This is a genomic window from Pseudarthrobacter sp. efr-133-R2A-89, from assembly GCF_030209315.1.
In the GTDB taxonomy this organism is placed as follows: domain Bacteria; phylum Actinomycetota; class Actinomycetes; order Actinomycetales; family Micrococcaceae; genus Arthrobacter.
The window spans coordinates 1-12,923 of the sequence record NZ_JARVSE010000002.1 but is presented as its reverse complement, the minus strand read 5'-3'; the positions used below and the strand labels follow the sequence as shown (position 1 = coordinate 12,923).

Sequence of the window (12,923 nt, the reverse complement as noted above, 5' to 3'; positions counted from 1 at the left end):
GGCTACTTCGACTGCACCCTTGCCAGGAACTGCGCCGTGCGGTCCTGCAGCCCCTGGATTTGGCGCTGTACGACGACGGCGGGGTCCGGGTTGATCTCGTTGGCCGGCGGTTCCCTCCGGACGTTTCCGCAGCAGACGAAGTCGGCGCAGATCAGGGTGCCGACCGTGTTGCCGTCGCGCCCCGATTGGCCCGAGCGCTTGGCGACCCAGAGCAGGACGTCCTCCTTGGAGAAGACGTCCCGGCAGAGTTCGCACAACACGGAGCGGTTCTTCCGGGTGCCTCCCTCGGGGGCCCGGAGCATGATTCCGGTGAGGCCTTTCGGGCCGGGGACCACCAGGTAACCGCGCAGCGGCATCTTTCCGTCCCGCCAGCCCAGGAACTCCAGGCTGTCCCAGTCGAGGGAATCGAAGTTTTTGGGAAGCGTCAGTTTCGCGGCTTCCGAGCGGCTGGCGTTGACGAAGGATGAGCGGATTTGCTGGGGCGTGACTGATTGCATGGCTGAACTTTCGTAGCAGTGGGCGGCCCGGATCCGGGCCAAGGTAACAGGGGAGTCAGTCAGTCTCCGCGGAGCAGGCCAAAGCGGCCACCCCGCTCTCCATGGCAGCGGCGGCCGTGTCAGCCCTCTGCATGCGCATTTCCTGTTGTCCTGTCCGATGTTCAGTGTTCCGGTGCGGCTTCGGCCGGCCCGGCAAGGCCATCCTGCCAAATTGGGAGTCAACTGTCCAAGGATTGGCATCTGGATGTGGCGTTGGTCACCGAATTCGGATTAGGTGACAAAAATGTTGCGTAATGATGATTTACATAGGTTAGCCTTACTTAAGTTTTCATCCGCCCCCTTGAAGGAGCCCCGTGACGTCCCCCCTTTTCCCTGGTCCCCTGCCCACCCGCCGGAGCCTCTTCTCGTCCGCCGGCAAAGCGGGAGCCGTCCTCGCTGCAGCTGCGCTCACGCTCTCTGGCTGCTCCACCGGCCCCGCCTCCTCCGTAGCCGACGCCACCAGCGCCGGCGGCAGCACGGCGTTCCCGGTCACCATCGAGCACGTGTTCGGCAGTACCACCATCGAGAAGCAGCCCACCCGGGTAGCGACCGTTTCCTGGGTGAACGACGACGTCGCCATCGCGCTGGGCGTGGTGCCCGTCGGCGTCCCCAAAAACGAATGGGGCGGCAACAGTAAGGGCTCCACCCCGTGGAAGGACGCCGCCCTGGAACAACTGGGCGCCGGATTCGGTTCGGCCAAGGCACCGGTCCAGTACTCCGAAGCCGACGGCATCAACTTCACCGAGATCGCCAAGCTCAGCCCCGACGTCATCCTCGCCGCCTACTCGGGCCTCACCGAGGAGGACTACAAGAAGCTCAGCGAGATCGCCCCCGTGGTGGCCCACCCCCAGGTGGCGTACGGGACCTCCTGGCAGGACTCAACCACCATCATCGGCAAAGCCCTGGGCAAGGAAGCGCAGGCAGCACAACTGGTGGCGGACACCGAAGCCACCGTCAAGGACAAGGTCGCCAAGTACCCGCAGATCTCCGGCAAGAGCTTCATCTACGGCAACCTCGAGCCCGCCAAGGGTGACGGCGTGAACGTCTACACGGCCAACGACAACCGCCCCCGGTTCCTCACCGAAATCGGCATGACCCTGGCACCGGTGGTGGCAGAGAACTCCAAGGGCTCCAAGGAGTTCTACATCCCGTGGTCCGCGGAAAAGGCCAACGAGCTGGCCTCTGACATCTTCGTCACCTGGGTCCCCGACGCGTCCACCAAGGACGCCATCAGGGCCGACCCCCTGCTGGGCCAGATCCCTGCTATCAAGAACGGCGCCCTGGTGGCCGATTCGGACAACACCCTGACCCTTTCCATCTCGGCATCCTCGCCGCTGAGCCTGCCGTGGTCGCTGGACACCTTCCTGCCGCAGCTCGCCGGCGCAGCGGATGCAGTGAAGTAGGTCCAGCGCCATGAGTACGACGACGGCACGTCCCGCAGCGGACACCGGCACCCGGGTGCCGGCCCGGGCGGGGGCCGCTCCCCGCCGCGGCAACGCCCCGGAAAGGAAGCGGGCCGCCTGGCTGGCTGCCGCCGTCGTCGTGCTGGTGCTCATGGCCGCGGCGTCGCTGGCGGTGGGTGCCCGGGATGTTCCGCTCGGCACGGTGTGGCAGGCGCTCGCAGCGTTCGATCCCGCGAACGGCGACCACGCCGTGGTCCAGGCGCGGATTCCGCGGACTGTCCTTGGCCTGCTGGCCGGGGGCGCCCTGGGCCTGGCCGGCGCGGCCATGCAGGGAGTTGCCCGCAACCCGCTGGCCGATCCCGGCATCATCGGTGTCAACGCCGGTGCAGCCCTGGCGGTGGTGACCGGCATCTACGTCTTCGGCGTAACCGGCCTTTCCGGATACATCTGGTTCGCCTTCATCGGTGCCGCAACCGCCGCCGTCGTGGTGTACCTCATCGCCTCGCTGGGCCGGGAAGGCGCCACGCCGGTCAAGCTCGCGCTCGCGGGGGCTGCCCTGAGCGCCGGGCTCTCCTCCCTCATGAACGTCATCCTGGTCTCCAGCCAGGACACCCTGGACAGGTTCCGGTTCTGGCAGGTCGGCGGCATCGCCGGCAGGGACTGGTCCGTGCTCCTTCCCGGCCTGCCCTTCTTGGCTGCGGGCGCACTCATTGTGCTGCTGAGCGGCAGGATCCTCAACAGCCTGGCCCTGGGCGACGACACCGCCCGCGGGCTTGGGCAGCGTGTTGGCGCCGCCCGTGCCGTGACCGCACTGGGAATTGTCCTGCTGTGCGGCACGGCCACGGCTTTGGCGGGACCCATCGGCTTCGTGGGCCTGGTGGTGCCGCACGCCGTCCGTTTCCTCACCGGTCCGGACTACCGCTGGATCCTTCCCTTCTCCCTGGTAGCCGCTCCGGCGCTGCTGCTCGCGGCGGACATCATCGGGCGCGTGGTGCTGCTCCCGGGTGAGGTCCCGGCCGGCATCATGACCGCCCTCGTCGGCGCCCCGGTCTTCGTCTGGCTGATCCGCCGCGGGAAGGGAGCCGGGCTGTGAGGGTCCACCGGACTGCCGTGCTGGCCTCCGCCGTAGTGGTGATGTTCTTCGTGTCCGTCCTGCTCGGCAGCTACACGGTCACCGTCCCCGACTTCTTCACCATCGTTGCCAACCATCTCACCGGCGGCCCGAAGATTCCGGGCGCCAGCTTCATCGTGATGGAGAACAAGCTTCCGCACGCCGTCATCGGAACCATGATCGGAGTTGCGTTCGGACTGGCCGGCGCCCTCTTCCAGACGATGCTCCGGAACCCGCTGGCCAGCCCCGATGTCATAGGCATCAGCTCCGGGGCCAGCGCGGCGGCCGTTGTTGCCATCGTCGTTTTCGGCGCGTCCGGTACCACGGTGTCCGGGGCGGCGCTGGCCGGTGCGCTCGCCGTGGCCGTCCTGATCCATGCGATCTCCAGCGGCAGGAACCGCGGGCCCGTCCGGGGGAACGCGGCCGGGAACCGCCTGGTGCTGGCCGGGGTAGGCATCGCCGCCGCCCTGCAGGCAGTGGTGAGTTTCCTGATGACCCGCGCCGATATCCGGACCGCCGCCGATGCCCTGGTCTGGCTGAACGGCTCGCTGAACTCCGCCAACTGGGACCGGGCCGGCATCCTGTTCCTGGCGCTCGCGGTGCTGGTCCCGGCCGTCGTTTTCCTTGCCGGGCCGCTGCGCATCCTGGAACTGGGCGACGACGCCGCCGGCGGACTGGGGCTCCGCGTCGCCGGCACCCGCCTGGCCCTCGTGGTCGTTGCGGTATCGCTCGCGGCGGTGGCGACGGCGGCGGCCGGGCCGGTCGCGTTCGTCGCCTTCCTGGCCGGGCCCATCGCCCGCCACTTCACCGGCAAGCCGGGCCTGCCGGCGTCGGCCCTGGTGGGTGCCCTGATTGTCCTCGCGGCGGACTACTTCGCCGCCAACCTCGCCCCGCTGCTGCTGGACGGCACCGTCCTGCCGGTGGGAGTGGTCACCGGCGCGCTCGGCGCCCCGTTCCTGCTGTGGCTCCTGGTCACAGCCAACAGAAAGGACGCCTGACGTGCCCGTCCTGGAAGCACACGGCCTGACACTGCAATACGACCAACGCTGCGTGGTGGACCGGCTCAGCATCCGGATCCCCGAAGGCAGGGTCACCATGATCGTTGGTGCGAACGCCTGCGGAAAGTCCACCCTGCTGCGCGGCCTGTCCCGGCTCCTCAAGCCAGCAGCCGGAGCCGTGACCCTGGATGGCAAGGACATCCACGCCCGCCCGGCCCGCGAACTGGCCCGCACCCTTGGCCTGCTTCCCCAGCATCCCGCGGCCCCGGACGGAATCACCGTCCGCGACCTGGTGGGCCGCGGCCGCTACCCGCACCAAGGCCTGTTCCGCAGTTGGAGCGGCAACGATGAGGCCGCCGTGCAGCGCGCACTGGAAGCCACCGGGACGCTGGACCTGGCCGGGCGCCAAGTGGACGAACTCTCCGGTGGCCAGCGCCAGCGCGCCTGGATTGCCATGGCGCTGGCGCAGGAAACGGAGGTGCTGCTGCTGGACGAACCCACCACGTACCTTGACCTGGCGCACCAGGTGGAAGTCCTTGACCTGGTCACGGACCTGAACCGTACACGGGGCACCACAGTGGCCATCGTCCTGCACGACCTCAACCTCGCCGCACGCTACGCAGACCACATCATCGCCATGAAGGAGGGCGACGTAACGGCCGCAGGCACCCCCGCCGGCGTGGTGACCGAACACCTGGTCCGCGAGGTCTTCGGCCTCGAAAGCCGCGTCATCCCCGACCCCGTCTCCGGGACCCCGCTCATCATCCCCATCGGCCGCCACCACGCCACCGCCAACGAACTGGAGTCCGTCGCATGAAGACCCGCGAAACCGCCGCCACCCAGCCGATGAGCCTGGCCTTCGAGGTCAGCGTTACCGCGGTCCGCGACCTGGGCCCCAACTTCCGCAGGATCACCTTCGGCGGGTACTCGCTGCGCGGCTTCGGCGTCCACGGCGACACCCTTGACCTCCGGATCAAACTGCTGATCCCCTCGCTCGCCGCCGACGGTACCCACCTGCCGCTCCCGGCCTTCAACACCAGCCAAGCGGGCTGGTACCGGGACTGGCTCGCCATGGACCCGGCCGTCCGCGGCGCCATGCGGACCTACACCGTCCGGGAGGCCCGGCTGGACGCGGTGTACCCGGAGATCGACGTTGATTTCGCCCTGCACGGCCATCACCGCGGGCTGCCCATGGAAGCCTCCGGCCCCGCCGCGTACTGGGCAATGAACGCCAAACCGGGCGATGCCCTGACCATCATCGGCCCCAACAACCGCGCGGCCCACTGCGTCACCGCGGAAACCTACTCCGGCATCGAATGGCGTCCCGGGCTGGCCCAGCGCATCCTGCTCGCCGGCGACGAAACCGCCGTCCCCGCGATCTCCGCGATCCTGGAAAACCTTCCCCCCTTCATGAGCGGGCACGCGTTCCTCGAGGTCCAGCAGCCTGCGGACTTCCTGGAGCTCAGCTCTCCGGCGGACATCGAGATCACCTGGCTGGCCCGCGGTGCCGCCATCGGCAGGTCCAGGCCGCACGGCCAGTTGCTGCAGGAGGCAGTGCGCCGGGCCGTCCCCGTGCCGGGCTGGGTGGGTATCACCGCGGACGACGGCGGCGCGGGGCCGGAGCCCGAAGACGTCAACGTCGACGTGGACATCCTTTGGGAAACGCCTGCCCGGATGGAAGCCGCCGCCATCACCGCCTCCAGGAATCCGCAGCTGCCCGCCGGCGCCATGCCCTTCTACGCCTGGATCGCCGGCGAAGCGGCCGCCATCCGCGACCTGCGCCGGTACCTGGTCCGCGAGGTAGGCATCGACCGGAAGCAGGTGGCGTTCATGGGGTACTGGCGGCAGGGCAAAGCCGAAGGCTGAGTCTTCCTGCGCCTGGGTGCGCCGGCGACACTATTTCGCCGTCGCTTAGACACCTTCCTTCGCTCCATTCGGCCGCGGGCGGCCTCTCTCCGCTCCGGTCGGCGATGCGCTCCTACGCGAAACAGCGTCGCCGGCTTAGAGCCTCTCCGTCACCCAAGCTTTACCTCGGCTTTCCCTGCGCTTACTTTGTTGTGGCTAGGTTGGCGTGGTGCCTGAATCCTTGCTTCCTGACTCGGGGCGGCGGGTGTTTGTTGCCTTGGGGGACTCTTTCACCGAAGGGGTGGGGGACCGGGATGAGCGGCTGCCCAACGGGGTGCGGGGCTGGGCCGACCGGGTGGCCGAGAAACTGGCCAAAGCGCAGCCCGGCTGGAAGTACGCCAACCTGGCCATCAGGAGCAAGCGGCTCAGGCACATCATCGACGAACAATTGGAGCCCGCCCTGCGCATGCGGCCCACGCTGATCACGCTCTACGCCGGCGGCAACGACATCCTGGACCTGAAGACGGACATGGGCGCGCTGATGGCGGACTACGAGCAATTCGTCGCCACACTCGCAGGGACCGGGGCTACCGTGGTCCTCTTCACCGGGTTCGACGTCAAGGTTTCGGCGCTGCTCGAGCCGCTGAAGAAGCGCAATGCCTACTACAACCAGCGGGTCCGGGAGATCGCCGCGAAGCACGGGGCCCTGTTGGTGGATTACTGGTGCCTGGACGCCTTCCATGACCGGAGGATGTGGGACTCGGACCGGCTCCACATGTCCAAGGCCGGGCACAAATACCTTGCCGGGCAGGTGCTGGACCAGTTGGGCGTCACGCACAAGATCAAGCGCAAGGACTGGGAACCGGCCGCCCGGCTCAGCGTGCGCGAATGGGAGCGGCAGCAGCGGCGCTGGGTCCACGACTGGGTCCTGCCGCTGTTCGGGCGCAAGCTCCGCGGCGTCACGCTGGGGGACACGCTCACCCCGCGATGGCCGGAGCCGGTGAAGGTCCCGCGCAAAGGGTTGAAGAAGCTTGCGGCGAAAGCGCCCGACGACGGCCCGGCGCCTTAGCCGGCCTGGGCGGGCGGGGTGTCCAGCAGGTTTTCATACCCCGGTGCCACCCGGCCGGCATGGAACTCCAGCACCTCGAAATCGGCCACCCCGTTGGAGTAGAACGGGTCCTGCGCCAGGCTGGCGTCGAGGGTGGCACGGTCCGCCTGCGACAGCAACAATCCTCCGGTCCGCGGAATCTTGCGGCCCGCGGCGATGAACACGCCGTCGTCGAAGGCCTTTTGGAGCCAGGCGATGTGGGCGTCGTTATGGAAGTCGACGATCTCCTGGGGCACACGGTAGGTGAGGGAGACAACATACATGCGCCAAGCCTACCGGCGCCGCAACAGGCTACTTGAAAGATCAATCGTAGAATGGGGTCATGACCGAACCCCGATGGCTCAACGCAGACGAACGCCGTGCCTGGCTGGCGCTGGTGAGCATCAACACGCTGCTGCCTGCGGCACTTGACACCAGGCTGCACAGCGCGGGGAAGTTGTCCCTTTTCGACTACACCGTCCTGGCCATGCTCTCCGAAGCCGAGGACCGGTTCCTGCCCATGAGTGAGCTGGCCGCCCGCAGCAGCGCTTCCCTCTCCCGCCTCTCCCATGTGGTGACGAAGCTCCAAAAACGGGGCTGGGTGGAGCGCCGCCCGCACCCCCACGATGCGCGGGTCACCACGGCGCACCTCACCGAGGAAGGCATGGCGACCATTGTGGGGCTGGCGCCGCGCCACGTGGAGGATGTCCGGGACCTGTTCCTCGATGCCCTGACCGAACAGGACGTCCTGGACCTGGCGCGGATCGGCGAAAAAGTTGTCGGGCGGCTGGACACCGACCACTGGATCCTGCGCGAAACCAAGGGCTGAGCCGCCGATTGGTTGCTTCCGGCAACGGATGGCAAACTTACCGCATGGATTTCACTTCCCGGTTCGTCGCCCTGGGCGATTCTTTTACCGAGGGCGTTGGCGACGACGACCCCGCCCGCCCCAACGGTGTCCGCGGCTGGGCTGACCGCCTGGCCGAGCAACTGTGCGCTGCCGATCCCGGCTTCGGCTACGCCAACCTGGCCATCCGCGGCAGGAAGCTCCGCCAGATCCTGGCCGAGCAGGTGGACGCCGCCGTCGAACTCAAGCCCACACTGGTGAGCATCTACGCAGGTGCCAATGACATCCTCCGCCCGCGCGTGGACATCGACGAACTGCTGGTGGAGTACAACGACGCCGTCGGCAGGCTGGCTGCAACCGGCGCCACCGTGGTGATCTTCACCGGCTTCGATGCCCGGGGGTCAAAGGTCTTCGGCACCATGCGCGGCCGGACGGCTATCTATAACGAGCTGGTCCGCGGCATCGCGGGGGACCACGGTGCGCTGTTGGTGGATTACTGGCGCTTCAGCGAGTACTACGACTGGGGCATGTGGGCCCACGACCGGATGCACATGTCCGCTGCGGGCCACGCCAACATGGCCAAGCGTGTGCTCGAAGTCCTCAAATATGACCACTCCATCGACATCCCGCCCATGACGCCGGTCCCCGAACTCAGCGGCAGGGAGGCGCTCCGCGCCAACGCCCAATGGTTCCGGGAATATGCGGCCCCGTGGGTGGTCCGCCGGGTCACCGGCAAGTCGTCCGGGGACAACCTCCAGCCCAAGTACGCCCAGCTCACGCGTCTCTGACCCCGCAGTGTCCGGCCGCCGTCCTCAGGCGTGCCGGAACGCCGGAGTGGCCAGCATCGAGCCGTCGGCGCAGATCGCCAATACGGCAACATCCCAGGTGTCAGCGGCCAGGTTCAGCATGGGCGTACCGCCGGAAACGATTGCGGTGGCCAGCACATCGGCGGTGACGATGTCCGCCGCGGCCACGGTGACCTGGACGAATTCCGTCCCGCCGCCCAGCCGCCAGATGTGCTCGCCCCGCTCGGCGGAACCTGAGGTTGCAAGGGCTGCGTGCTGGCCGCCCGCCCCAAGCGCATACCCGGTGATCAGCGTGCGGCGGTCCGCCGGATCCACAATCCCGGCCTTCCACGGCTCCGTGCTGCCGGGCCCGGGCGAGCCGCTCACCAGGACGTCGCCGCCGGCGTTGAGGCACCAGTCTCGCCGGCCCAGGGCCAGGAGCGAGGTCCCGGCCTCGCGGATTGCGTGGCCTTTGACGAGGCCGGACAGATCCAGGACGCCGTCCGGCCTCTCGGGGGTAAAAGCGCCTTCCGTGCGCAGCCGCCATTCGTGCGCTTCCGCGTACCGTTCCCGCATCTGCGCAGAGGCCGTCCGCAGCGTCAGTTCCCCGCGGGCCAGCCGGCTGGCTTCGGAGTCCGGGCGGTACAGGCTGAAGGTTTCGTCGAGTTCCCGGAAAAGGCGTTCGACGACGGCGGTGGCGGCGGCGAGCTCGTCAAGCCGAGGCTGCCCTTCCGCGGCCATTCCGACGGGCATGGTCAGGCTGATGACCGTACCCATGCACTCGAAGGTGCGGGCTTTCAGGGCCGGGGTGCCGGTTTCCGCCGGCAACGGGCTAGAGGTGCGCTGCATCGATCGCTGCCTGGAGTGAGGTGAGGTAGGCGTTGCTGGTGACGGTGGCGCCGCTGATGGTCTTGATGCCGGCCGACTGGGCAGCCAGCGCCTCGCTGCGGAGCAGGGGGGCGGCACGGTTGCTGATCTGGATCGACTTGCCGTCGGTGTTGGTCAGCTGGAGGGCCGTGACATCCGTGATCTTGCCGTTCGCCACCGTGATCTGGACCTGCACGGGGCCGAACCTGGTCTGCACCGTGGTGCCCTTGTAGGTGCCGGAGGCGGTGGAACCAGACGAACCGGACGAGCTCGAGGAGCCGCTCGTCCCCGACGTGCTGGACGAGCCTGTTGTGCCGGAGGAACCCGAAGCGGTGGAGGAACCCGTCCCGGATGCGCCGGTGCCGGTGGCGCCCGTGGTGCCTGTCGCCGTCGTGCCTGTAGCGACGGTGCTGATGCCTGATACCTGCGTGCCGGCCTGCCAGCCCGCCAGGAGAATCCCGGCGGAGGCAAAGGCGGCAGCGGCGAGTCCGCGTATTTTCACCAGTCAAACCTTTCGTGATGGATCTGGTCCTCGCGGACGCCGGCCTTCGCGGCGTCCGCGATGACGTTGGCCGCCCAGGTGGCCGGTCCGCAGACGTAGACGTCGGCGTCCTTGATGTCCGGGACGTAGGAGGTGAGGCTGTAGCCGTTGCGCACGGCGTCCTCGGGGAGCCAGGTGGAGCGGCCATGGGACCGCGGCCCGGTGAGGTGGAAGAGCCTGACCCCGCGTTCCTGGCAGAGTTCCAGGATTTCGCCGCTGAGGTAGAGCTCCTGCTCCGTGTGGCCGCGGAGCAGGACGGTCGCCTCCCCGGGGCCGAACGGCGTGGTTTCCAGCAGCGCGCGCAGCGGCGTGATGCCGATGCCGGCTCCGATCATGACCACTTTGTTCTTGGTGCGGGCAGCGGTGCTGAGCAGGCCGTAGGGTCCCTCCAGCGCTACTTTGGTTCCCTTCCGGAGCCGGAGGAGCCGGGCCGATCCGTCGCCGAGGTTGCGGACGGTGATCCGCATGGTTCCCTGGCCGTCGGGGCCAGTGAAGACGGGCTCGGCAGAGAGGCTGAACGGGTGCGGATGCCACCACATTCCCGGGGCCAGGAACCGCCAGATGAAGAAGCGTCCGCCGGTCCCCGCCAGCTGGTCCAGCTGCCGGCCGCGCATGACGATGTTCACGACGCCGGGCGCCACGGACTCGACCTTGGCAACAGTGAGCTGGTGCCGGAAGGTGGCCAGGACCGGTTCCAGGATGCGGAAGTACACCAGGGCCGTTCCGGTGGAGATGCAGATGGCCAGCCAATACCAGCGCTGCCAGGTCCCCGCGGCGAACAACCCGCCAACGCTGAACTGGTGCGGGATTGAGGTGGCGACGGCGGCATACGTCAGCAGGTGCACCACGTACCAGAACTCGTACGGGAAGCGGCGCCGGACGGCTACCAGGGACGTCACCACCACGGCGATAAACAGGGCCATGGAAACGAACGCCAGCCACATATCGGGCACCTGCACCCAGAGGTTAATGGACTCGGTGACAGGGTCGAGTCCCTCCGCCATGCCGTACCCGATGGCGATCAGGACGCCGTGGGCCAGGAGCAGGTAGAGGGAGGGCTTGCCCAGCTTGCCGTGGAATTCCAGGGCGCGGTCGTGGCCGATGGTCCGGTCAATGAAGGGGATCCTTGCGGCCAGGAGCAGCATGAGCAGGACCAGGTCCATACCCGCCAGCCCAGCCACGATCCCGCCCGCGGTGAACAGCCCAGCGGGGGAGGTGATGTTCGAAGCACCGCCGTCCGCCAGCCAGAGGGCAATTGCCGCGGCAACGGAGGCCCAGGCAATCACGGTCAGGAGGTCGGTGCGCAGCATGCGCTGCTTGTGCTGGCGGGCGAACCAGCCGCGGACGGGCCGTGGTGTGGACAGGGAAGGACGCTCCGGTCGGCCGGAGCTGCTTGCGGCCGGTGTTGTCGGCAGGAGCTGAGTGTTCATGCATCCAAGATTGCTTTGGGAAGCTATGTCCCTGCTGTGAAAATGGGGAACACGCTGCTGTGACCTTTCGCTCCCGCTGCCGCCCTTATACACCCGATTGGTCTTTAATTGCGTCAACTCGTAGACTTGGTAGGCGCTAAGTGCGCGGAGCGTGCGCAATTGCTCCGGTTGCCCGGTATTTTTCTCCAGGGTGGCCGGTAGTTAGGGGCTCAAGTTGCGTGACTAACCGTTGCCCTTCTTCACTTTTGGGTCGCCCTTAGCAGCATGGTCCAGCAGCAGATATGCGGATCATTACTTTCAATTCTTGAGGAGAAGTCATGGCAGCACACTGCCAAGTGACCGGAGCCGAGCCGGGCTTTGGGCACAGCATTTCGCACTCGCACCGCCGCAACAAGCGTCGGTTCGATCCGAACATTCAGAAGAAGCGCTACTGGGTTCCGTCCCTGCGCCGTAACGTCACGCTGCAGGTTTCTGCTCGTGGCATCAAGACCATCGACGTGCGCGGCATCGATGCAGTCGTCGCCGACATTCTGGCTCGTGGGGTGAAGCTCTAGTGGCTAAGGACAAGGACGTACGTCCGATCATCAAGCTCAAGTCGACTGCGGGCACGGGTTACACCTACGTAACCCGCAAGAACCGTCGTAACGATCCTGACCGCATGGTCCTGAAGAAGTACGACCCCAAGATCCGCCAGCACGTCGAATTCCGAGAGGAGCGCTAAACATGGCTAAGAAGTCCAAGATTGCTCGCAACGAGCAGCGCAAGGTCATCGTTGAGCGTTACGCTGCAAAGCGCCTCGAGCTGAAGAAGACCCTGGTTGACGAAAACGCAACCGACGAAGCACGAGAAGCAGCCCGCCTGGGCCTGCAGAAGCTGCCCCGCAACGCGTCCCCGATCCGTCTGCGTAACCGCGACATCATCGACGGCCGTCCCCGCGGTACCTTCCAGAAGTTCGGTATCTCCCGTGTCCGCTTCCGCGACATGGCACACCGCGGTGAGCTCCCGGGCATCACCAAGTCTTCCTGGTAATCCAGCACTGCTGACACCAGCTGCTTGAGAAGGGCCGGCAACCTCAGGGTTGCCGGCCCTTCTGCGTTTAACCCGCTCGGCGGATGGTGGTTGGGCATGTCTCCGCCCTGTGCGGCAGCACACACAGCGGAAGTTACGACGGCGGGAGGCGGCCTGGGTGCCTGTTGGCCCGTTTCGCCGCGGAATCCCGGGGATGTTCTCCGCTGGGAAGGCCGGTTTGCGGTGGCGCCGCAGGGCGTGTATTGTTTTCTAAGTCGCCGCGGGGGAGACAGTGAAGAACTGATCACCGGGCGGCCAAAAACCCCAAATCAAAGCCAAAATCTGGTTGCCTTCAGGGCGCTGGAAATCGGTGTGGGGGCGGTCTTCTTTTCGATTCGGGTCCTGGAAGTTGGATTTGTGTTGGGGTGGGGGATCGGGTAAGTTTGGAAAGTTGCTCCGGAGCGA

At 67.0% G+C, this 12,923-nt stretch carries 17 protein-coding genes; 11 read left to right on the top strand and 6 right to left on the bottom strand.

All coding sequences use genetic code 11. The annotated features are described in order from the left end of the window. Window positions 1–2 precede the first annotated feature (2 nt). Window positions 3–497, bottom strand: a complete 495-nt coding sequence (locus QRM95_RS02820) for an FBP domain-containing protein (protein WP_285246351.1) — start codon at window positions 495–497, stop codon at window positions 3–5. 353 nt (window positions 498–850) lie between these two features. Between QRM95_RS02820 and QRM95_RS02815 the strand changes: the two genes are divergently transcribed. The 6 genes from QRM95_RS02815 to QRM95_RS02790 all read left to right on the top strand — a co-directional run bounded on the left by QRM95_RS02815 (window position 851) and on the right by QRM95_RS02790 (window position 6,962). Further along, window positions 851–1,939, top strand: a complete 1,089-nt coding sequence (locus QRM95_RS02815; RefSeq protein WP_285246350.1) for an iron-siderophore ABC transporter substrate-binding protein — start codon at window positions 851–853, stop codon at window positions 1,937–1,939. 10 nt (window positions 1,940–1,949) lie between these two features. Further along, the gene (locus QRM95_RS02810) at window positions 1,950–3,032 is read left to right on the top strand and encodes a FecCD family ABC transporter permease (RefSeq protein WP_285246349.1); all 1,083 of its coding nucleotides are present in this window, start codon (window positions 1,950–1,952) and stop codon (window positions 3,030–3,032) included. 41 nt (window positions 3,033–3,073) lie between these two features. Then, window positions 3,074–4,048: a FecCD family ABC transporter permease gene (locus QRM95_RS02805; protein ID WP_285246926.1), complete on the top strand. Its 975-nt coding sequence runs from the start codon at window positions 3,074–3,076 to the stop codon at window positions 4,046–4,048. Window position 4,049: 1 nt separating this feature from the next. Continuing rightward, complete coding sequence (locus tag QRM95_RS02800; RefSeq protein ID WP_285246348.1) at window positions 4,050–4,865, top strand: ABC transporter ATP-binding protein; 816 nt, start codon at window positions 4,050–4,052, stop codon at window positions 4,863–4,865. Continuing rightward, window positions 4,862–5,914, top strand: coding sequence for a siderophore-interacting protein (locus QRM95_RS02795; RefSeq protein ID WP_285246347.1), 1,053 nt, complete (start codon window positions 4,862–4,864; stop codon window positions 5,912–5,914). The genes QRM95_RS02800 and QRM95_RS02795 overlap by 4 nt, the downstream gene beginning before the upstream one ends. A 205-nt stretch (window positions 5,915–6,119) precedes the next feature. Further along, window positions 6,120–6,962, top strand: a complete 843-nt coding sequence (locus tag QRM95_RS02790; protein ID WP_285246346.1) for an SGNH/GDSL hydrolase family protein — start codon at window positions 6,120–6,122, stop codon at window positions 6,960–6,962. Here QRM95_RS02790 and QRM95_RS02785 read toward each other — a convergent pair. Then, window positions 6,959–7,264 (bottom strand): YciI family protein, encoded by a 306-nt coding sequence (locus QRM95_RS02785; protein ID WP_285246345.1) that lies wholly within the window; start codon window positions 7,262–7,264, stop codon window positions 6,959–6,961. The genes QRM95_RS02790 and QRM95_RS02785 overlap by 4 nt on opposite strands. Before the next feature lie 59 nt (window positions 7,265–7,323). Here QRM95_RS02785 and QRM95_RS02780 point away from each other — a divergent pair, with 59 nt between their 5' ends. Together QRM95_RS02780 and QRM95_RS02775 are read left to right on the top strand one after the other, a co-directional pair. Further along, the gene (locus QRM95_RS02780) at window positions 7,324–7,809 is read left to right on the top strand and encodes a MarR family winged helix-turn-helix transcriptional regulator (RefSeq protein WP_285244374.1); all 486 of its coding nucleotides are present in this window, start codon (window positions 7,324–7,326) and stop codon (window positions 7,807–7,809) included. Window positions 7,810–7,853: 44 nt separating this feature from the next. Further along, window positions 7,854–8,615 carry an SGNH/GDSL hydrolase family protein gene (locus tag QRM95_RS02775; RefSeq protein WP_285246344.1) on the top strand — a complete coding sequence of 254 codons (762 nt, stop codon included), beginning with the start codon at window positions 7,854–7,856 and terminating at the stop codon, window positions 8,613–8,615. A gap of 24 nt (window positions 8,616–8,639) precedes the next feature. Here QRM95_RS02775 and QRM95_RS02770 read toward each other — a convergent pair whose 3' ends face one another. Genes QRM95_RS02770 through QRM95_RS02760 form a run of 3 tightly spaced genes read right to left on the bottom strand, consistent with a single transcriptional unit; the run spans window position 8,640 to window position 11,450 of the window. After that, the gene (locus QRM95_RS02770; protein ID WP_502934925.1) at window positions 8,640–9,461 is read right to left on the bottom strand and encodes an FAD:protein FMN transferase; all 822 of its coding nucleotides are present in this window, start codon (window positions 9,459–9,461) and stop codon (window positions 8,640–8,642) included. Next, window positions 9,445–9,981 (bottom strand): FMN-binding protein, encoded by a 537-nt coding sequence (locus QRM95_RS02765; protein WP_285246343.1) that lies wholly within the window; start codon window positions 9,979–9,981, stop codon window positions 9,445–9,447. Before QRM95_RS02765 ends, QRM95_RS02770 begins: the two co-directional genes overlap by 17 nt. Beyond that, window positions 9,978–11,450, bottom strand: a complete 1,473-nt coding sequence (locus QRM95_RS02760) for a ferredoxin reductase family protein (protein ID WP_285246342.1) — start codon at window positions 11,448–11,450, stop codon at window positions 9,978–9,980. Before QRM95_RS02760 ends, QRM95_RS02765 begins: the two co-directional genes overlap by 4 nt. 317 nt (window positions 11,451–11,767) lie before the next feature. Here QRM95_RS02760 and rpmB point away from each other — a divergent pair, with 317 nt between their 5' ends. The 3 genes from rpmB to rpsN are packed head-to-tail and all read left to right on the top strand — an operon-like array spanning window position 11,768 to window position 12,479. Next, a complete protein-coding gene (rpmB, locus tag QRM95_RS02755) occupies window positions 11,768–12,004 on the top strand; it encodes a 50S ribosomal protein L28 (protein ID WP_018763944.1) in 237 nt (78 codons plus the stop codon). Next, entirely contained in the window at window positions 12,004–12,171 is a 168-nt protein-coding gene (rpmG, locus tag QRM95_RS02750; protein WP_013602737.1) for a 50S ribosomal protein L33, read from the top strand. Before rpmB ends, rpmG begins: the two co-directional genes overlap by 1 nt. A gap of 2 nt (window positions 12,172–12,173) precedes the next feature. Next, window positions 12,174–12,479 (top strand): 30S ribosomal protein S14, encoded by a 306-nt coding sequence (gene rpsN / locus QRM95_RS02745; RefSeq protein ID WP_015938870.1) that lies wholly within the window; start codon window positions 12,174–12,176, stop codon window positions 12,477–12,479. 249 nt (window positions 12,480–12,728) lie between these two features. On the opposite strand, the gene QRM95_RS02740 is transcribed toward rpsN, so the two are convergent. Next, window positions 12,729–12,923 (bottom strand): hypothetical protein (locus QRM95_RS02740; RefSeq protein ID WP_285246341.1); only part of this gene is annotated, 195 nt, incomplete at its 5' end.